We start from the raw sequence: 19,124 nt of genomic DNA on the forward strand, positions 1-19,124 counted from the left end.
TAATTTTTCCCGCGGAAGCCGCCCGCGCAGTCTGCGCTGCGCCCGGCTTCCTGCTCCCTCCGAAAAACCCTCAGCAGTGATGACGAAATTCACGCCCGGCCGCACGGCCCTCATTTCCGCAGTTCTTCTCGCCGTCGGCGGCGCCGGGTCGCTCCCCGCCGCCGCCGCGCCGGACGCTCCCAGTGCCGCAGCTCTGCAGCCGCAGCGAGAGATTGACCGTCTGCGCTCCGGCATGGAGCGTCACCGCGTCGAGCGCGAGGCCGAGCGCATGAAAGAGGCCGAGCACCCGGAGCGCGCCTCGGGCGAGGCCACGGGCGACCGCCCCGCGGGCGAGTTCAGCTTCCGCCTGACCGAGCTCCTGCACACCGAGAGCTCGGTTCTCTCCGAGGCCGAGTGGACGTCGATCACCGCCTCCTGGCTCGGTCACGAGGTCGGGCCGCAGGAGATCTCCGACATCCTCAAGGCCGTCAACGACGCCTACCGCAGCAAGGGCTACGTCGTCTGTCGCGCCGTCGTGAAGCCTCAGCGCATCTCCGAGGGACGGCTTCTCATCACCCTCATCGAGGGAAAGACGGGGAAGGTGACCGTTGACGGCAACGACACAACGAACCCCGAATATCTTTTCAGCGCCGTGACGCTTCCCGAGGGCGAGGTCGCCAACTACGACCGGATGGTCGAGGAGCTCATCCGCTTCAACATGACCAACGACGTGCAGCTGCGCATGGATGTGCATGCCGGCGAGAAGCCCGGCACCACAGACTACGACCTGCACGCCACCGAGCCCGATCCGTGGAACGTCGTCGTCTTCGCCGACACGACGGGCACGCGCTCGACGGGCCGCGTCCGTGCGGGCGCCTCCTTCACCGCCCCGAGCGTGCTCGGCATCCGCGACGCCTTCAGCTTGCTCGGCATCAAGAGCGAGGGCTCGACCACGGGCTTCGTGAGCTACTCGCTGCCGATCAACGCCAGCGGCACCCGCGTCTCGGTCAGCTACTCCGAGGGCGACGTGGACGTGGTGAACGGCGAGACGGTGAGCTACGGCGTCGAGGGCGACTCCACGCGCCTCGAGGGCCGCATCGACCACCCGTTCTACGTGACCGCGACCGACAAGATCACGGCCTACTTCTCCTACGCCCACCAGACGTCCGAGACGAAGATGTTCGAGACGATCGTCACGAGCGACCTGAAGATCGACGCCTACACGATCGGCGCGGAGGGCTTCCGCCTCGGCGAGAAGTCGCTCGTCTACCTCAACGTGAACTTCTCGAAGCACGACGCCGAGAACGCGGCGAGTGAGTGGGAGGGCTCGAACTACTTCACGAACGGCTCGCTCCTCTGGCGCGTGATGCCCGTCGAGCGGCTCACGCTCTCGGTGACGGGTGCCTGGCAGTTCCGCCTCGGAGGCGACGCCGTGGTGAGCGCCGATCAGTTCTCGGTCGGTCACTCGTACGGCGTGCGCGGCTACGACAACGACGTGCTCGCGGCCGACAACGGTTACTTTGTCAATTTCGAGGCCGGCTGGGATGTCGCGGGCAACGGCTCGCGCCTCTTCGGCTTCTTTGACGGCGCGCATCTCGCGGGCAACTCGGTCTACGAGAAGTCCGCGCTCGCGAGCTTCGGCGCCGGCCTCACCTGGCCGCTCTGGACCGACGCGAGCGTGACGGTCACCGCCTCCCGCCCGATCCTGAGAAGCCTCGGCGACGGCTACTACGCCAACAACGCCCGCTTCGACCTCGCCTTCTCGGCGCTCTGGTAACCCGGGCCCGATTTTTCAGCACTTTTCATTTCCTCTCCTCCCTCAGAAAAAAGGATCTGACATGCATCTCTTCATCAAGAAGACGCTTGCCGCCCTTGTTGTCACGGCCGGCCTCGCCTCCTGCGCCACGGCTCCGGCTCCCGGGGCCGCAGTCGGCACTGCTCCGGCCGCAGAGGCCGCGCCCGGCACGCAGGCCATTCCCGCCACGAAGCCCGAGGTGCTCCAGGAGCGTCCCTATCTCGGCTTCGAGGACTACCTCCCGCCGCCTCCGGAAAAGAACGGCGAGAACTACGCCTGGAAGCGCCAGGCCGACGAACTGGCCCGCGCGAAGGGCGTCGAGATCCGCAAGACCGCCCGCGGCGATCTTGCGAAGTATGACGCCGAGTCCGCCAAGACGAAGATGCGCGAGATCATGATCTCGGAGGTTCTCGGCTTTGAGATCAGCGAAAAGGCGACGCCTGCGATTCACCGTTACCTCTATACGGCGGTCGAACTGGGCTTTCATGCGGTGGACAACACCAAGAAGAAGTTCAACCGTGACCGTCCTTTCGTCTCTCACACCGATGATCCGACCTGCCGCCCGGACATCCGCGACACCCTGAACAAGCATGCCTCCTACCCCTCGGGCCACACGATCTCGGCCTGGGTCGCGGCGCTGGCGGCCTCCTCCGTCATGCCCTCGCGCGCCGACGTCATCACGAAGCGCATGTACGAGGCGGGCGAGAGCCGCTGGATCTGCGGCCATCACTGGCAGAGCGACGTCGAGGCCGCGCGCAACCTCGGCTCGTCCGCGTTCGCCTACTTCGTGAGCACGCCTGAGTTCGCGAAACTCTACGACGAGGCCCGTGCCGAGGCCGACGCGCTGATCGCGAAGAAGAACAACTGACAGAAGGAACAGACATGCATTTCTTCAAGAAGACGCTTGCCGCGCTTGTTGTCACCGCCGGCCTTGCCTCCTGCACCACGACTCCGGCTCCTGAGACCGCGCCCGGCACGCGCGCCATTCCCGCCACGGTGCCCGAAGTGCTCCAGAAGCATCCTTATCTCGGCTTCGAGGATTACCTGCCGCCCCCTCCGGAAAAGAACGGCGAGAACTATGCCTGGAAGCGCCAGGCCGACGAACTGGCCCGCGCGAGGGGCATCGAGATCCGCAGCACCGAGCGCGGCGAGCTTGCCAAGCGTGACGCGGAGTCCGCCGCCGTCGAGATGCGCGAGATCATGATCTCGGAGGTTCTCGGCATTGAGATCAGCGAAAAGGCGACGCCTGCGATTCACCGTTATCTCGATATCGCGGTCACCCTTGCCGGGGACGGCGGCGGAAACGCCAAGAGGAAGTTCAGGCGTGACCGTCCGTTCACCGTTCATCCCGAGGACGAGACCTGCCGTCCGGACATCCGCGACACCCTGAACAAGCACGCCTCCTACCCCTCCGGTCACACGACCTCGGCCTGGGCCGCGGCGCTCGCGATGTCCGCGATCATGCCCTCGCGCGCCGACGTCATCACGAAGCGCATGTACGAGGCGGGCGAGAGCCGCTGGATCTGCGGCCACCACTGGCAGAGCGACGTCGAGGCCGGGCGCAACATCGCCTCGTCCGGGTTCGCGTACTTCGTGAGCAGACCTGAGTTCCGGAAGCTGTACCTCGAGGCCCGCGCCGAGGCCGACGCGCTGCTCGCGAAGAAGAGCAACTGATGCCCTGCTTCTCCCGGCGCCCTGTCAGGGCGCCGCTGCTCCCTCGGAGGAAGAATACGACCATGATTCAAAAGTCCACTCTCGCTGCGCTCTTCGCCGCACTCCTCGCTGCGGGCACCGTTCAGGCGGCCGATGTCGCCCCTGCCGCAGCCCCCGCCAAGGCGCTTCCCCAGACGCTCCCCGAGCAGGTGGTCGCGGGCGAGTACCTCGGCTTCGAGGACTTCCTGCCCGCGCCTCCGGAGAAGCTCGGCGAGGGCTACGCCTGGAAGCGCGCCGCCGACGAGCGCGCCCGCGAGGCGGGTGTGAAGCTGCGCGCGACCGCCCGCGGCGACCTCGCGAAGTACGACGCCGAGTCCGCCCTGACCGAGATGCGCGAGATCATGCTCTCCGAGGTGATCGGCATGGAGATCAGCGAAAAGGCCACTCCGGCGATCCATCGCTACCTCGACGAGGCGATCCAGAACGCCCGGAAGGCCATGAGGAACGCCAAGGCGAAGCACATGCGCGACCGCCCGTTCGCTCAGCATCCCGAGGACGAGACCTGCCGCCCGGACATCCGCGACCAGCTCAACGCCCACGTCTCCTATCCGTCGGGTCACACGATCACGGCCTGGACCGCGGGTCTTGTGCTGAGTTCGGTGATGCCTTCGCGCGGCGACATCATCCTGAAGCGCATGTACGAGGCGGGCGAGAGCCGCTGGATCTGCGGCCATCACTGGCAGAGCGACGTCGAGGCGGGCCGCAACATGGCTGCGGCTGCCTTCGCGTTCTTCGTGAGCCGCCCCGATTACCCGGAGATCTACGCCGCGGCCCGCGCCGAGGCTGACGCGCTGATCGAGAAGAAGAACAACTGATCCACCGGCCGCCCTCCGGGGCAGTCATCGGGACAAGAGACGGGAAGCGTCCTTCTGCGGGACCGCTTCCCGTTTTTTTTCTGACAGAACGTTTCCGCGGCAAACAAACGCTGACAGGTTCAACGTCGGGCGCCACGGGACGCGGCCGGGCACTGCTGTAACATTGACCGTCCCTCACCGGTTTACCTCAAAGAAACGTCAATGGACAGCATTTCCCACGCGATTCAGCTCATCTGCGTCTACGCGATCCCGCTCATCTTCGCGATCACCCTTCACGAGTCGGCCCACGGCTGGGCCGCGGCGCGTCTCGGAGACATGACCGCCACGCGTCTCGGGCGCGTGACGATCAACCCGATTCCGCACATCGATCCCATCGGCACGATCGCCATCCCCGGCGCCCTCATTCTGATGAGCGCCCTCACCGGAGGCGGCGGGCTTCTCTTCGGCTGGGCCAAGCCCGTGCCGATCAACCCGTGGAACTTCCGCAACCCCGTGCGCGGCATGATGATCACCGCGCTCGCCGGGCCCCTCTCGAACGCCCTGCAGATGCTCGCCTGGGCGTTCCTCCTCAAGCTCTGCGTGATGTTCGGCATCTACGAGAGCTTCGTGATCTCGGTCTGCTCGGCGGGCATCTCGGTGAACCTCATGCTCATGGCCTTCAACCTGATCCCGATCCCGCCGCTTGACGGCGGCCGCATCGTGAGGGGGCTTCTCCCCGCGAAGGCCGGTCAGGCCTTCGACCAGCTCGAGCGCTACGGCATGATCATCCTCCTCGTGCTGATGGTGGGCGGCGGTCTCACGTTCTTCGTGCGCCCCTTCCTGATGTTCGGGCAGTGGCTCGTGAACCTCGTGCTCTGAGGAGAAAGAAAAAATGGCTCTCTGCAAGAACGAGATGCAGAACTGCATGCAGCTGCCGTCGGCGTGGCTCATGCGCTGGCTCGAGGCCGTGCGTCCCGGCTCCCGGGTGCTCGACGTCGCCTGCGGCGAGGGGCGCCACACGAGCCTCATGCTCATGAAGGGCTACCGCGTCACGGCCGTTGACCGGGATCTCTCCTTCGTGCGCCCGCTCGCAGGATTCCCCGGCCTCACGCTCGAGAAGCGCGACCTCGAGAGCGGCCCCTGGCCCTGGGGCGAGGGGGCGTTCGACGCGGTCCTCGTGACGAACTACCTTCACCGCCCGCACTTCCCGGACTACTTCCGCACGCTCGCCCCGGGCGGTCTCTTCATCATGGAGACCTTCACGGAGGTGAACACCCGCATCTGGGGGCGTCCGAGGAACCCGGACCATTACCTCCTCACCGGGGAGCTGCTGAAACTGACGCCCGAGGGCGCCCGCGTCGTCGCCTACGAGGAGGGGCTCACGGAGAACCGCCTCGGCGTCGCGCGCATCGTCTGGATGAAGCCGGGCGACGAAGCGCCGATGGCCGTGGGGCTCGGAACGCGGTAACAAATTGCACATACTTTGCGCAGGCTCGGTTTCCGGGCCTGCGCTTTGATAGAATTTTTTGAATTTACTGATGCTTCGTTCCTCCCCGACGGGGAGCAGCGGAGCCGAAATTTTTTTCTGATCGGAATTCCAAACCAACATGTCCCAGCGCGCGTTACGCCTCGCCGCCGCCATCGCGGCCACCGCTGCCATCACAGGCTGCTCCGTCCTCGGTATCGATCCGACGAGTGAGAAGGTTCAGTACGAATCCTCCAACTCGCGCGCGAACCTTGAGGTTCCGCCGGATCTGACGCCCATCGCGAGCGACGACCGCTTCCAGGTCCCGGCCCGCCAGGGCGTGGTGAGTGCGAACGCCGAGGCGCAGCGCCAGCAGGCCGCGATGAACGCCGAGCCCTCGCCGGCGAACGCCAGCATCGTCCCGCTCACCGTCCAGGCCAAGGTGATGAAGGAAGGCGCGAGCCGCTGGCTCCGAGTCAACGCCACGCCCGAGCAGCTCTGGCCCGTCGTGCAGGACTTCTGGCCCTCCGTCGGTCTCATCGTCCGCGAGCAGAACCCGAAGACCGGCTACATGGAGACCGAGTGGGCCGAGAACCGCGCCAAGCTCCCGCAGGACATCATCCGCCGCACGATCGGCCGCGTGATCGACTTTGCGTACTCCACGGGCGAGCAGGACCAGTACCGCACCCGCATGGAGCGCAACGACGACGGCACGACCGACATCTTCGTCACGCACCGCTCGATGGTCGAGGTCGTGACCGGCGCCCAGAAGGAAAGCACCGTCTGGCAGCCCGGCCCGTCGGATCCCACGATGGAGGCCGAGATGCTGCAGCGCCTGGCGCTGCGCATCGACAGCGAGTTCAATCCTGACGCCTCGGGCGAGGCCCAGGCCGCCGCTCAGAAGGAACTCGCCGAGCAGCTCGAGGTCGCCCCGGCCGTTCCGAAGGCGACGATCGAGAACGGCACCGACGGCAAGGCCGCCGCGGTCGTCCTCACCGACGGCTTCGACCAGAGCTGGCGCCGCGTCGGCGTCGTGCTCGACCGCATGGGCTTCGAGCAGATCGACCGCGACCGCACCGCCGGCTGGTTCCTCGTGCGCTATCTCGACCCGGCCTACGAGGCCGCCGAGAAGGAGAAGCGCGGATTCTTCGCGAACCTCTTCAGCTCCGACTCCGCCGTCGAGGCTCCGCAGTACCGCATCCACTTGGGCGACGAGGGCATGACGACCCGCATCACGGTTCAGAACGCCGAGGGCGGCGAGGATGAGACGGGCGTCGCTCCGAACATCCTGACGCTCCTGGCCGAGCAGCTCCGCTAAAGGGCTCCCGGCGGGATGAACTCGATCCTCACGAAGCTCCTCAACAGCGTCGGCCTCCACACGGAGGCCGAGCTTGAGGAGGCGCGCAAGGAGGGCGGCGGGCAGAGCCCGGCGCCCCTCGTTGTCAACGGCATCACCGTCGACAACTCCCCCGCGGGCCGCATCTTCCGCCAGTGCGCGGAGGACCTGCCGGAGCTTTCCTACGCGCTGCAGACGCAGGTGAAGGCGCAGTCGATCGAGAAGATCCGCAAGCTCCTCCTCAAGGGAAAGATCACCGAGGAGGAGTTCAATGACTGGAAGCGGCGCATCATCACGCTCTGACACAAGGAAGAGCGCGTGAGCAGGCACCCGGGAAAGTTTTTCCACACCGACACCGCGGACGACACGTCGCCCGCGGTTTCTTTTCTCGCGGTGCTCGGAAAGCTCTTCCTCGCGGCCTTCAACCCGCAGGTGCGCGCGGGCCGGGGCCAGTTCGCCCGCGGACTCGCCCTCTGGGGCGCCTGCGGCGTCGCCGGCTGGCTCTCGCTCGACCCGGTCGCGGACGCGACCTGGATCTCCGACGAGGCGATCGTCGTGATCGCGCGCGTCTACAGCTGGGCGACGGCCCTCTGGTCGATCGGTCTCTTCGTGCTTCTCGCGCGCCGGTGCCACGACTGGGCGCTCGGGGGAGGGTGGGCGTTTCTGCTCTGCGTCCCCGGCCTCAACGTGCTCCTCATAGCGGCGGCGCTATTTGTGCCCGGCCGTCCCACGGCGCGGCAGCTCTGGCGCGATAATCCTGCCGAATAGTTTCTCCTTCCGGAGGCGGAGGCCGACCATGTTCTTCTCGCTCACCGATTACCTGCTTTTCCTCCCCGCGGTGCTCGTCATCACGCTGATGCCGGGACCGGACTTCGCGATCGTCGTGAAGACGGCGCTCCTCTCGGGCCGCAGGCCCGCGATCCTCTGCGCGCTGGGCGTCACCTGCGGCGTGGCGGTGCACACCGTCGCCGCGATCCTCGGCATCTCCGCGGTCATCGCGAGCTCGGCGACGCTCTTCTCGGTGCTGAAGTGGGCTGGCGCCGCGTACCTCTTCTGGCTCGGATTCCAGGCCCTGCGCGCCTCCTTCACGAAGGAGAAGGGCGAGGCGGGCGAGGAGGCCGTCCATGAGCTCATTGAGAAGGCGGAGAAGCAGACCGGGCGCGCCGCCTTCAGAAGCGGCCTGCTCTGCAACCTTCTCAACCCGAAGGTCGTGATCTTCGTGCTCACGTTCTTCCCGCAGTTCATCGATCCGTCGCTGCCGTCGGGCCCGCAGCTTGCGCTCCTCGGCGGCACCTGGATGGTGATGGGCCTCGTGTGGCTCTCGGTGCTCGTCATTCTCATGGCGAGGATCCGCCCGGTCTTCGGCCGCCCGGCCTTCCAGCGGTGGCTCAACCGCACGATGGGCGCGATCCTCATCCTCTTCGGCCTGAGACTTGCCGCGGCCGAGAACTGATAGAGTTGCGGTCCTCATCACTGAAGAAGAGAGACACGAATGTCTGAACCAATCACCAAGGGCATGCTCGTCACCCTGAAGATCCTCATGGCCGACATGACGGGCAGGACCATTGACGAGACGCCCGAGGACGGCATGGTCTACCTCCACGGCAGCGGCGACATCTTCCCGAAGCTCGAGGCGGCGCTCGAGGGGCATTTCGCAGGCGAGGGCTTCACGATTCATCTCGAGCCCGAGGACGCCTTCGGCGAGTACGACGCCGAGGCGATCCGCCTCGTGCCCGTCGAGAACTTCGCGCACTCCGAGCAGCTCGAGCCGGGCGCCGTCGTCGACGAGGTCCCGGGCGAGGCGCCCGACGGCCGCACGTGGCGCGTCACCGACCTCGCCGAGGGCATGGCCGTGCTCGAGGCCAACCATCCGCTCGCCGGCATCGGCCTGCAGTTCGACGTGAAGATCCTCGACGTCCATGAGCCGACCGAGTGCGAGCTCGAGGCGATGGAGGACGACGGCACCGAGTCGCTCGTGCCCCCGTTCCTCAAGATCGCCGACCGGATCGTGAGCGAGGATGACGAGGACGACACGCCCTACGAGACCGCCGGCGGCGCACCCGCCGAGCCCGACGACTCCTCGATGGCGAGGCTCGCGAAGCCCCCGCGCATCCTGCGCTGAGCGCCCGTTCTGTCCGTGGGATTTCCCCGGGCGGCATGAGGATTGCTTGAGACGAAAGGGTGGATTCCTCAAGAAGGACTCCGCCCTTTTTTTCATCCCCATCACAAATCCCTCAGCCACCCCCGGAGACTTCCCCATGTTCACTCCCAGGATTCGTGCCGCGCTCGCAGGCTTCGCCGCCTGTCTCACGCTCGCGGGCGCCGCAGGCGCGGCGAACGCCGAGTCCGTCATCCGCATCGTTCCGAACGCCGACCTGAAGATCCTCGATCCCTTCTGGACCACCGCGTTCGTGACGCGCCACCACGGCTACATGATCTACGACACGCTCTTCGGCCTGACCCAGAAGGGCGAGATCAAGCCGCAGATGATCGACACCTGGACCGTGTCGCCCGACAACATGCACTACAGCTTCACGCTGCGCGAGGGGCTGAAGTTCTCCGACGGCACCGACGTGACGACGAAGGACGTGATCCAGTCGATCCGCCGTTGGGGTGCCCGCGACAACCTGGGCTCGAAGCTCCTCGCCGTGCTCGACAAAATGGAGCCGAAGGACGCCCGCACGTTCACGCTCGACTTCAAGGAGCCCTTCGGCGTGGTGCTCGACGCCTTCTCGAAGCCCTCCTCGATCCCGCTCTTCATCATGCCCGAGAAGGTCGCGCAGACCGACCCTTATAAGCAGATCACCGAGATGACGGGCTCGGGTCCGTACGCCTTCGTTCCCGAGCGCTACCGCCCGGGCGAGCGCGTGGTCTACGTGAAGAACAAGTACTACAAGCCGCGCGCCGAGGCCCCGGACGGCACGACGGGCGGCAAGAACGTCTACGTCGACGAGGTGCACTGGGTGATTCTCAGGGACGCGCAGACGCAGGTGAACGCCATCGAGAAGGGCGAGGTCGACGTGATCGAGAAGACGCCGAACGAGCACTTCAAGGCGCTCAACGACAACCCCGCGATCGAGCTCGTCAACCAGACGGGCAAGACCTCCTCGATGCTGCACATCAACCACGCGATCCCGCCCTTCAACAACCCGAAGATCGCGCAGGCCGCCCTCATGGCGATCAATCAGACGGCGCTGCTGCGCGCGCAGATCGTCTACAAGGAGCTCTACAACACCTGCACCTCGATCTATCCATGCGGGTCGGTCTACGCGTCCGACAACACGGGCTACTTCACCGGCAAGCCTCAGTTCGCGAAGGCCAAGGCGCTCCTCAAGGAGGCCGGCTACGACGGCACGCCGATCGTTCTGCTTCTGCCTGCCGACGTGGTGGTTCTCAACAAGTATCCGACCGTGATGGCCGAGCTCCTGCGCCGCGCCGGTTTCACGGTTGACCTCCAGTCGACCGACTGGGCGAGCGTGCTCACGCGCCGCTCGAAGAGCGTCCCCGTCTCCGAGGGCGGCTGGAACGCCTTCATCACGAACTGGAGCGAGGCGGACACCTTCAATCCGGTCTTCTTCGCGCCGCTCACGGGCTCCGGCATGAAGGGCTGGTTCGGCTGGACCGACGACCCCGAGCTTGAGCGCCTGAAGGACGAGTTCATCAAGGCCTCCGACATTGCCGAGAAGAAGAAAATCGCCGAGGGCATCCAGCTCCGTGTGATGGAGTCCGGTGTCTACGGCATGCTCGGCGAGTTCAAGGCCATGACCGCGGTGCGCAAAGAGGTCACCGGCATCGTTCCCGCACCGATCAATGTCTACTGGAACCTGAAGAAGGACGAAAAGTAAGCACGGATGCACCGGAACGGTGAATCGTTCCTGAAATTAAAAAAGCTCGGTAAATCCGCGTAGGGAAGCCGCCCGATGTTCGTTATCGGGCGTCAGGACTTGCGCGGATTTCCATTTCCGTGCAAATGGCATCCCGATTGCTAGGTTTAGAGTGAATATAGGACGCGTATGCACCTTTTCGGCGCATGCCCGAGCCCCTGCCAGAAAAATCAAGAAGAGCAGGAAACGCACGCCTGCCGTCACAGATCTCCGACAAGCTATTCGGAAAAGCTCAGGGGAACGACGGACAGGATTCCCAAAGGACCCTCGGACTTCGGGGAAGGAAATCCAAAATGAACCTCCGTATCAAGAACTCGCTCGCCGCGGTCGCCGCCGCGGCTGCCATCGCCGTCATGTCGGTCTCGCCCGCCATGGCCGAAACCGTGCTCAAGGTCGTGCCGCACGCCGACCTGAAGATCCTCGACCCGGTGTGGACCACCGCGTTCGTGACGCGCCACCACGGCTACATGATCTACGACACGCTCTTCGGCCTCTCCCAGTCGGGCGAGATCAGGCCGCAGCTCGTCGACACGTACACCGCGTCGCCTGACAACATGCACTTCAGCTTCACGCTGCGCGAGGGTCTGAAGTTCTCCGACGGCAGCGATCTCACGACGAAGGACGTGATCCAGTCGATCAAGCGCTGGGGCGCGCGCGACAACCTCGGCGCCAAGCTCCTCGCGGCGCTCGACAAGATGGAGGCGAAGGACGCCCGCACGTTCACGCTCGACTTCAAGGAGCCCTTCGGCATGGTGCTCGACGCCTTCTCGAAGCCCTCGTCGATTCCGCTCTTCATCATGCCCGAGAAGGTCGCCCAGACCGATCCCTTCAAGCAGATCACGGACATGACGGGCTCGGGCCCCTATGCTTTTGACGCTGAGCGCTACCGTCCGGGCGAGCGCGTCGTCTACCTCAAGAACAAGTACTACAAGCCGCGCAACGAGCCCGCCGACGGCCTCGCGGGCGGCAAGCACGTCAACGTCGACGAACTCGACTGGGTGATCCTGCGCGACGCGCAGACGGTGGCCAACGCCATCACCAAGGGCGAGGTCGACATGGTCGAGATGGTTCCGAACGAGCAGTACCCGATCCTCAAGGCCGACAAGAACATCCGCCTCGAGAACCAGACGGGCAAGCAGTCGGCGATGCTCCACATCAACCACGCCATCCCGCCCTTCAACAATCCGAAGATTGCTCAGGCCGCCCTCATGGCGATCAACCAGATCGCGCTGCAGCGCGCGCAGATCGTCCACAAGGAGCTCTACAACGCCTGCAAGTCGATCTATCCGTGCGGCTCGATGTACGCCTCCGACAACACGGGCTACTTCACCGGCAAGCCGCAGTTCGAGAAGGCCAAGGCGCTGCTGAAGGAAGCCGGCTACGACGGCACCCCGATCGTGCTGATGCTCCCCGCGGACATGCCGAGCCTCAACAAGTATCCGCCCGTGATGGCCGAGCTCCTGAGGCGCGCCGGCTTCACGGTTGACCTCCAGTCGACCGACTGGGCCACGCTCGTCACCCGCCGCACCAAGACCTCGCCCACGAGCGAGGGCGGCTGGAACGGCTTCATCACCTTCTGGAACCAGGCCGACACCTTCAACCCGATCTTCTTCGCCCCGCTCACGGGCTCGGGTCTCAAGGGCTGGTTCGGCTGGACCGACGATCCCGAGCTCGAGCGCCTGAAGGACGCCTTCATCAAGACCTCCGACCAGGCCGAGCGCAAGAAGATCGCCGAGGGCATCCAGCTGCGCGTGATGGAGTCGGGCGTCTACGGCATGCTCGGCGAAGCCAAGCCCATGGTTGCTCTGCGCAACAACATCTCCGGTCTCGTCCCGGCGCCGGTGAGCGTGTTCTGGGGCCTGAAGAAGGACTGATCCCCGGAGGCCGCTTCCGCGCGAGCCCGGCCGTCCTGAGCTGACGGCCCTCGAAGCGCGGGAGCGGGCCGCTCATCCTGAAAAAGAGCGCGCCGGACTCCCCAAAGAGTCACCGGCGCGCATCACGCTTCCCGTTCCGATGCGTCTTTCATGAAGGACGTGTTGGGCGGGCAAGCGGAAGAATACATTCCGGGCCTTTCGTGCCCGGACCTCCACCCCGGGGAAGGACCGTCCGTAATTCCGGACCGAAGGGCGCTCATCGGTAAAAAAACGTGGCGCCTCAAGGCCGGGCTCACGCCGTCCGTCCCATCGAAGCGGGAGATTCCGCCATGTTCATAGTCCGAAGGCTGCTTGCCTTCATACCGGTCATGATCATCGTCGCGCTGATCGTGTTCCTGATGCTGCACCTCTCGCCGGGCGACCCCGTCGCGGCGATCGCCGGCGACTCCGCGACCGCCGAGGACATCGCGCGCATCCGCGCCGAGCTCGGTCTCGACGATCCGATCTGGATGCAGTTCTATCACTGGATGATCGCGATGCTCCAGGGCGACCTCGGGCAGTCGTACTTCCTCAACCGCCCCGTGGTGACGCTGATCGCCGACCGCATCGGGCCGACGCTCTCGCTCGCGGGCTTCACGATCGTGCTCACGGTTCTGATCTCCGTGCCGCTCGGCACGTGGGCCGCCTACCGCCAGGGCGGCTGGGTCGACCGCGCGCTCATGGCCTTCTCGGTCCTCGGCTTCTCGATCCCCGCCTTCGTGCTCGGCTACTGCCTCGTGTGGTTCCTCGGGCTGCATCTCAACATCTTCCCGACGCAGGGCTACGTGCGTTATGACGAGAGCATCGAGGGGTGGATCTCGCACCTCATCCTGCCCTCCATCACGCTCTGCTGCATCTACATCGCCCTCATCGCCCGCGTGACGCGCGCCTCCGTGGCCGAGGCCCTCTCCGAGGACTACATCCGCACGGCCCGCGCCAAGGGCATCGCCGAGTGGCGGGTGCTGCTGCGCCACGGCCTTGCCAACGCCGCCGTGCCGATCGTCACCGTGATCGGCGTGGGCATCGCGATCCTGATCGGCGGCGTCGTCGTCACCGAGATCGTCTTCGCGATCCCCGGCCTGGGGAGCCTCACGATTGACGCGGTGATGTCGCGCGACTACCCGCTCATCCAGGGCATCACGCTCTTCTTCTCGATGCTCTACATGTTCATCAACCTCGTGATCGACCTGAGCTACACGCTCTTCGATCCGCGGATCCGTTACTGACACCCAAGGAGGACGAAATGTTCGCAAAAGTTCTCGCAAAGGTGCTCGCCAACTGGTCCGTGAGGATCGGCGGCGGCGTGCTGCTTCTCCTGATTCTTCTCTCGGTCGGGGCGCCGTACCTCGGCACCATCGATCCCACGATGCTCGACCCGGGCAGCCAGAACCTGCTCCCGGGCACGACGAATCTCTTCATGACCCTGGACGGCGACGAGTTCGAGCACTTCTTCCTGATGGGAAGCGATTCGCTCGGCCGTGACATCTGGAGCCGCACGCTCTATGGCGGCCGTGTGTCGATCACGCTCGGCATCTCGGTGGCGATCCTCGCCGTCATCTTCGGCACGATCTTCGGCCTGCTCTCGGGCTACTTCCGCATCGTCGACGCGATCGTGATGCGCGTGATGGACGGCTTCATGTCGATCCCGGCCGTGCTCTTCGCGATCAGCCTGATCGCGATGTTCGGCAACAAGCTGCCCGTGGTGATCTGCGCCATCGCCGTTCCGAGCGTGCCCCGCATCGCGCGACTCGTGCGCTCCGTGGTGCTCTCCGTGCGCGAGGAGCCCTATGTCGAGGCTGCCATCGCGCTCGACACGCCGGTCTGGAAGATCCTTCTGAGGCACATCCTCCCGAACGCCACGGCGCCCCTCATCGTGCAGGGCACCTACGTCTGCGCCGAGGCGATCCTCGTCGAGGCCATCCTCTCCTTCCTCGGCGTCGGCATGCCGGTCGAGGCGGCGACCTGGGGCAACATCATGGCCGAGGGCCGCAGCCAGTTCAACGCGTTCCCGCACATGGTGCTGCTCCCGGGCATCTTCCTCGTGCTCACGATTCTTTCGGTCAACATCCTCGGCGACGGTCTTCGCGACACGCTCGATCCGAAGTTCAACAAGCGAGGTGACAAATGAGCGAGGCCGCTGAAAAAAGCATTGTTCTCGAGGTGAAGGACCTCGCGGTCTCGCTTCCGCCCGGGGGTGACCGTCCGAACGCCGTCGAGGGCGTGAGCTTCACCGTCCGCGCGGGCGAGGTGACCTGCCTCATCGGCGAGTCGGGCTCGGGCAAGTCCGTGATAGCCTCGACCGTGATGGGGCTGCTCCCGAAGGGCCTCAAGCCCGTCAAGGGCTCCGTGCGCCTCATGGGCCAGGAGCTCCTCGGCAAGACCCACGAGCAGATCAGGAAGCTGCGCGGCGAGCGCATGGCGATGGTCTTCCAGGAGCCGATGACGGCTCTGAACCCCGTCATGACCTGCGGCGATCAGTTGGACGAGATGTTGAAGGCCCACGTCGACATGCTCCCCTACGACCGCCGCACGCGCATCCTCGACATCCTCGAGCAGGTGCGCCTCCCCGATCCGCCGCGCATCTACCGCTCGTACCCGCACCAGCTCTCGGGCGGACAGCGCCAGCGCATCGTGATCGCGATGGCGCTCATCCTCAAGCCCGACCTCCTCATCTGCGACGAGCCGACCACGGCGCTTGACGTGACGACGCAGGCGAGCATCCTGAAGCTCATCCTCGAGCTGCAGCAGAAGAACGACACCGCGGTGCTCTTCATCACGCACGACTTCGGCGTGGTGAGCGAGATCGCCAACCAGGTCGTCGTCCTCGAGCTCGGCCACCAGATCGAGACGGGCTCGGCCGAGGAGGTGCTGCAGCACCCGCAGGAGCCCTACACGCAGATGCTCATCAACGCGGTGCCGGAACTGAAGCCCCGCACCCGTCCGCCCGTCGACCGCTCGAAGAAGCTGATCGAGGCGAACAACATCGTCAAGACCTACACGATGGGCGGCTTCTTCACGGGCTACGTGAAGGTGGAGGCTCTGAAGGGGGTCTCCGTCTCGCTCTCGCGCGGCCAGACGATCGGCATCGTCGGCGAGTCGGGGTCGGGCAAGTCCACCTTCGCGCGCTGCATCGCGCGCCTGATTGACCCGACCGCGGGCGAGATCATCGTCGACGGCGGCGACATTGCGCACCTTCCGAGGCGTCACCTCCACTCGTACCGCCGCAAGGTCCAGGTGGTCTTCCAGGATCCGTATCGCTCGCTCGACCCCCGCATGACCGTGGGCGAGTCGATCATCGAGGGCCCGGTCAACTTCGGCGTCCCGCGCGAGAAGGCCTGGAAGCGCGCCGAGGAGCTGATGGGCCTGATCCGCCTCTCGCCCGATGTGCTCAGCCGCTACCCGAACCAGTTCTCGGGCGGCCAGCGCCAGCGCATCTCGATTGCGCGCGCGCTCGCCTGCGAGCCCGAGGTGATCATCGCCGACGAGGCGGTCTCCGCCCTTGACGTGTCGGTCCAGGCCGACATCCTGAAGCTCCTCGAGGACATCCAGAAGCAGCTCGGCATCGGCATCCTCTTCGTCACGCACGACCTGCGCGTGGCGAGCCAGATCTGCGACGAGGTGATCGTCATCAGCAAGGGCACGGCCGTCGAGACGGGGCCGGTGAACGAGGTTTTCTTCAACCCGAAGGACGCCTACACGCAGTCGCTCATCGCGGCCGCGCCGGGCAAGCAGTATCCCTTCGGCAGAACGGCGCATCTCTTCTGAGGCACCGCGTTTTCATTGCAGCAAAAGGACATCAATCATGACGGTTCTTGAAACGCTTCAGCAGAAGGCAGCGACCTATGCCGAGTGGCGTCACGACTTTCATCAGCACCCCGAGCTCGGGCTCGAGGAGGTGCGCACGGCCGGCATCGTCGCGGAGAAACTGCGCAGCTGGGGCATCGAGGTCACCGAGAAGGTGGGCGTCACAGGCGTCGTGGGCGTCATACGCGGCAGCCTCGGGCCGGGCAAGACGATAGGGCTCCGCGCCGACATGGACGCGCTCGCGATGACGGAGACGGGCACCTGTCCGTGGAAGTCCGTGAACGTCGGCGTCATGCACGGCTGCGGCCACGACGGACACACGACGATGCTCCTCGCGGCGGCCGAGTACCTCGCCGCCCACCGCGACTTCCATGGAACGGTGATCCTCATTTTCCAGCCCGCCGAGGAAGGCAACGGCGGCGCGCGCGCGATGCTCGCCGACGGACTCTTCGAGCGCTTCCCGATGGACGAGATCTTCGGCATGCACAACGCCGCCGAGGTGCGTCCGGGATATTTCACGGGCCTCAAGGGGGCCGCGATGGCGGGTTCGGACTTCTTCACGATCCGCGTGAAGGGAAAGGGCGCGCACGGCTCGGCGCCGCAGAACTCGGTGGACGCCACGCTCACGGCCGCGATGATCGTCACGAGCCTGCAGCAGATCGTCGCGAGGAACGTGGCGCCCCTCGATTCCGCAGTGGTCTCGGTGACGAAGAACCACGCGGGCTCGGCCTTCAACGTCATTCCGCAGGATGCGGAGCTCGGCGGCTGCACGCGCTTCTTCTCAGAGAAGACGGGCGCGATGCTGCGCAGCCGCATCGAGGCCGTCTCGAAGGCGGTCGCCGAGTCGTGCGGCGCCACGGCCGAGGTCGAGTTCAATTCGATCTACTCCGTGCTCGAGAACGACGCCGAGCTCACCGACGCGATGATGAACGCCGCCCGCGAGGTGGTCGGCCCCGAGAACGTGGGCTACGCCTCGGCGCCCAGGATGGGCAGTGAGGACTTCTCCTTCCTCAGCCAGCGCGTCCGCGGCGCCTACTGCTTCCTCGGAGGCCAGGCTCCGCACAGCGTGAAAAATCACCACAACCCGGGCTATGACTTCGATGACCGCATTCTCCATGTCGGAGCCGCGATCTGGGTGAAGCTCGTCGAGCAGCGGCTCGGGTGAGAACAGAAACTATCAGGAGCATCCCAAATGTCAGTACTTGAGGAAATCTCGGCCCGCTCGGAAGAGCTTGCCGAGTGGCGTCACGACTTTCACCGGCACCCCGAGCTCGGGCTCGAGGAGGTGCGCACGGCCGGCGTCGTGGCTGAGAAGCTCCGCGGCTGGGGCGTCGAGGTGACCGAACAGGTGGGCATTACGGGCGTCGTGGGCGTCATACGCGGCAGCCTCGGGCCGGGAAAGACCATTGGGTTCCGCGCCGACATGGACGCGCTTGCGATGACGGAGAAGGGCACGTGCCCGTGGAAGAGCGTCAACGACGGCGTCATGCACGGCTGCGGCCACGACGGGCACACGACGATGCTCCTCGGGGCCGCGAGGTATCTCGCGGAGCACCGCGATTTCAGGGGCACCGTGATTGTCATCTTCCAGCCGGCCGAGGAAGGGAACGGCGGCGCGCTCGCCATGCTGAAGGACGACCTCTTCGGCCGGTTCCCGATGGACGAGATCTACGGCATGCACAACTGGACCGGTCAGGAGCCCGGCTGCTTCCGCGGACGCCACGGCGCCGCGATGGCGGGCTCGGACTTCTTCACGATCCGCGTGAAGGGAAAGGGCGCCCACGGCTCCGCCCCGCAGCTTTCCGCCGACACGGCGCTCGCCGCGGCGATGATCGTCACGAGCCTGCAGCAGATCGTCGCGAGAAACGTCGCACCCCTTGACTCCGCGGTGGTCTCGGTCACGAAGATCCACACGGGTTCGGCCTTCAACATCATTCCGCAGGAGGCGGAATTGGGCGGCTGCACGCGGTTCTTTTCCGAATCAACCGGCGCGATGCTCCGCGACCGAATCGCGGCCGTCGCGAAGGCGGTCGCCGAGTCGGTGGGCTGCAGCGCGGAGACGGAGTTCGACTCGATCTACGGCGTGCTCGACAACGACGACGAGCTCACCGACGCGATGATGGACGCCGCCCGCGCGGTGGTGGGCGACGACAAGGTGGGCTATGCTCCCGAACCGCAGATGGCAAGCGAGGATTTCTCGTTCCTGCGCCGTCACGTCCGCGGCGCCTACGGCTTCCTCGGAGGCCAGGCTCCCCACGGCGCGACGAATCTTCACAACCCGGGCTATGACTTTGACGACCGCGTGCTCCCCATCGGAGCCGCGATCTGGGTCACGCTCGCTCAGCAGCGGCTCGGGTGAGGTTTACCGAGTACAGACAAAACCCAAATGACAGTCCTTGAAGGAGTGGCAGTTTCCTTTGCTGGCGCGGCTTCACGAGGTG

The 19,124-nt window shown here is 65.6% G+C and carries 18 protein-coding genes; all 18 read left to right on the plus strand.

The window, feature by feature from the left end; genetic code table 11:
* Positions 1–79 precede the first annotated feature (79 nt).
* Entirely contained in the window at positions 80–1,756 is a 1,677-nt protein-coding gene (locus Q4F91_RS08565; protein WP_303336692.1) for a ShlB/FhaC/HecB family hemolysin secretion/activation protein, read from the plus strand.
* A gap of 61 nt (positions 1,757–1,817) precedes the next feature.
* A complete protein-coding gene (locus Q4F91_RS08570; RefSeq protein ID WP_303336694.1) occupies positions 1,818–2,642 on the plus strand; it encodes a phosphatase PAP2 family protein in 825 nt (274 codons plus the stop codon).
* A 14-nt stretch (positions 2,643–2,656) separates the two neighbouring features.
* Positions 2,657–3,448, plus strand: coding sequence for a phosphatase PAP2 family protein (locus Q4F91_RS08575; RefSeq protein WP_303336696.1), 792 nt, complete (start codon positions 2,657–2,659; stop codon positions 3,446–3,448).
* Positions 3,449–3,510: 62 nt separating this feature from the next.
* Positions 3,511–4,302 (plus strand): phosphatase PAP2 family protein, encoded by a 792-nt coding sequence (locus Q4F91_RS08580; protein WP_303336698.1) that lies wholly within the window; start codon positions 3,511–3,513, stop codon positions 4,300–4,302.
* Positions 4,303–4,503: 201 nt separating this feature from the next.
* Positions 4,504–5,160: a site-2 protease family protein gene (locus tag Q4F91_RS08585; protein ID WP_303336700.1), complete on the plus strand. Its 657-nt coding sequence runs from the start codon at positions 4,504–4,506 to the stop codon at positions 5,158–5,160.
* Between the two features lie 13 nt (positions 5,161–5,173).
* Positions 5,174–5,749 (plus strand): bifunctional 2-polyprenyl-6-hydroxyphenol methylase/3-demethylubiquinol 3-O-methyltransferase UbiG, encoded by a 576-nt coding sequence (locus Q4F91_RS08590; protein WP_303336701.1) that lies wholly within the window; start codon positions 5,174–5,176, stop codon positions 5,747–5,749.
* Positions 5,750–5,888: 139 nt separating this feature from the next.
* Complete coding sequence (gene bamC / locus Q4F91_RS08595) at positions 5,889–7,064, plus strand: outer membrane protein assembly factor BamC (RefSeq protein WP_303336703.1); 1,176 nt, start codon at positions 5,889–5,891, stop codon at positions 7,062–7,064.
* Positions 7,065–7,079: 15 nt separating this feature from the next.
* Positions 7,080–7,385, plus strand: coding sequence for a hypothetical protein (locus tag Q4F91_RS08600; protein ID WP_303336705.1), 306 nt, complete (start codon positions 7,080–7,082; stop codon positions 7,383–7,385).
* A 15-nt stretch (positions 7,386–7,400) separates the two neighbouring features.
* Positions 7,401–7,850 carry a DUF805 domain-containing protein gene (locus tag Q4F91_RS08605; protein ID WP_303336707.1) on the plus strand — a complete coding sequence of 150 codons (450 nt, stop codon included), beginning with the start codon at positions 7,401–7,403 and terminating at the stop codon, positions 7,848–7,850.
* A 28-nt stretch (positions 7,851–7,878) separates the two neighbouring features.
* Positions 7,879–8,535 (plus strand): LysE family translocator, encoded by a 657-nt coding sequence (locus tag Q4F91_RS08610; RefSeq protein WP_303336708.1) that lies wholly within the window; start codon positions 7,879–7,881, stop codon positions 8,533–8,535.
* 39 nt (positions 8,536–8,574) lie between these two features.
* A complete protein-coding gene (locus Q4F91_RS08615; protein WP_303336710.1) occupies positions 8,575–9,204 on the plus strand; it encodes a peptidylprolyl isomerase in 630 nt (209 codons plus the stop codon).
* Between the two features lie 136 nt (positions 9,205–9,340).
* A complete protein-coding gene (locus tag Q4F91_RS08620) occupies positions 9,341–10,927 on the plus strand; it encodes an ABC transporter substrate-binding protein (RefSeq protein ID WP_303336712.1) in 1,587 nt (528 codons plus the stop codon).
* A 332-nt stretch (positions 10,928–11,259) separates the two neighbouring features.
* A complete protein-coding gene (locus tag Q4F91_RS08625; protein ID WP_303336714.1) occupies positions 11,260–12,840 on the plus strand; it encodes an ABC transporter substrate-binding protein in 1,581 nt (526 codons plus the stop codon).
* 329 nt (positions 12,841–13,169) lie between these two features.
* Positions 13,170–14,105, plus strand: a complete 936-nt coding sequence (locus Q4F91_RS08630; RefSeq protein WP_303336716.1) for an ABC transporter permease — start codon at positions 13,170–13,172, stop codon at positions 14,103–14,105.
* A 17-nt stretch (positions 14,106–14,122) separates the two neighbouring features.
* A complete protein-coding gene (locus Q4F91_RS08635; RefSeq protein WP_303336719.1) occupies positions 14,123–15,007 on the plus strand; it encodes an ABC transporter permease in 885 nt (294 codons plus the stop codon).
* Complete coding sequence (locus Q4F91_RS08640) at positions 15,004–16,644, plus strand: ABC transporter ATP-binding protein (RefSeq protein WP_303336723.1); 1,641 nt, start codon at positions 15,004–15,006, stop codon at positions 16,642–16,644. Before Q4F91_RS08635 ends, Q4F91_RS08640 begins: the two co-directional genes overlap by 4 nt.
* Positions 16,645–16,681: 37 nt before the next feature.
* Positions 16,682–17,848 (plus strand): amidohydrolase, encoded by a 1,167-nt coding sequence (locus Q4F91_RS08645; protein WP_303336725.1) that lies wholly within the window; start codon positions 16,682–16,684, stop codon positions 17,846–17,848.
* Between the two features lie 27 nt (positions 17,849–17,875).
* The gene (locus tag Q4F91_RS08650; protein WP_303336728.1) at positions 17,876–19,042 is read left to right on the plus strand and encodes a M20 aminoacylase family protein; all 1,167 of its coding nucleotides are present in this window, start codon (positions 17,876–17,878) and stop codon (positions 19,040–19,042) included.
* The last annotated feature ends 82 nt before the right edge of the window (positions 19,043–19,124 follow it).

Origin of the sequence: Sutterella sp. (assembly GCF_030539355.1) — a bacterium.
Lineage (GTDB): Bacteria > Pseudomonadota > Gammaproteobacteria > Burkholderiales > Burkholderiaceae_F > Sutterella.

Bases quoted from the DNA above. Each gene is read 5' to 3' on its own strand.
- Q4F91_RS08570 (WP_303336694.1), top strand. From the start codon at position 1,818: ATGCATCTCTTCATCAAGAAGACGCTTGCCGCCCTTGTTGTCACGGCC.
- Q4F91_RS08590 (WP_303336701.1), top strand. From the start codon at position 5,174: ATGGCTCTCTGCAAGAACGAGATGCAGAACTGCATGCAGCTGCCGTCG.
- Q4F91_RS08580 (WP_303336698.1), top strand. From the start codon at position 3,511: ATGATTCAAAAGTCCACTCTCGCTGCGCTCTTCGCCGCACTCCTCGCT.
- Q4F91_RS08565 (WP_303336692.1), top strand. From the start codon at position 80: ATGACGAAATTCACGCCCGGCCGCACGGCCCTCATTTCCGCAGTTCTT.
- Q4F91_RS08645 (WP_303336725.1), top strand. From the start codon at position 16,682: ATGACGGTTCTTGAAACGCTTCAGCAGAAGGCAGCGACCTATGCCGAG.
- Q4F91_RS08635 (WP_303336719.1), top strand. From the start codon at position 14,123: ATGTTCGCAAAAGTTCTCGCAAAGGTGCTCGCCAACTGGTCCGTGAGG.
- Q4F91_RS08625 (WP_303336714.1), top strand. From the start codon at position 11,260: ATGAACCTCCGTATCAAGAACTCGCTCGCCGCGGTCGCCGCCGCGGCT.
- Q4F91_RS08600 (WP_303336705.1), top strand. From the start codon at position 7,080: ATGAACTCGATCCTCACGAAGCTCCTCAACAGCGTCGGCCTCCACACG.
- Q4F91_RS08620 (WP_303336712.1), top strand. From the start codon at position 9,341: ATGTTCACTCCCAGGATTCGTGCCGCGCTCGCAGGCTTCGCCGCCTGT.
- Q4F91_RS08610 (WP_303336708.1), top strand. From the start codon at position 7,879: ATGTTCTTCTCGCTCACCGATTACCTGCTTTTCCTCCCCGCGGTGCTC.
- Q4F91_RS08650 (WP_303336728.1), top strand. From the start codon at position 17,876: ATGTCAGTACTTGAGGAAATCTCGGCCCGCTCGGAAGAGCTTGCCGAG.
- Q4F91_RS08575 (WP_303336696.1), top strand. From the start codon at position 2,657: ATGCATTTCTTCAAGAAGACGCTTGCCGCGCTTGTTGTCACCGCCGGC.
- bamC (WP_303336703.1), top strand. From the start codon at position 5,889: ATGTCCCAGCGCGCGTTACGCCTCGCCGCCGCCATCGCGGCCACCGCT.
- Q4F91_RS08585 (WP_303336700.1), top strand. From the start codon at position 4,504: ATGGACAGCATTTCCCACGCGATTCAGCTCATCTGCGTCTACGCGATC.
- Q4F91_RS08640 (WP_303336723.1), top strand. From the start codon at position 15,004: ATGAGCGAGGCCGCTGAAAAAAGCATTGTTCTCGAGGTGAAGGACCTC.
- Q4F91_RS08630 (WP_303336716.1), top strand. From the start codon at position 13,170: ATGTTCATAGTCCGAAGGCTGCTTGCCTTCATACCGGTCATGATCATC.
- Q4F91_RS08615 (WP_303336710.1), top strand. From the start codon at position 8,575: ATGTCTGAACCAATCACCAAGGGCATGCTCGTCACCCTGAAGATCCTC.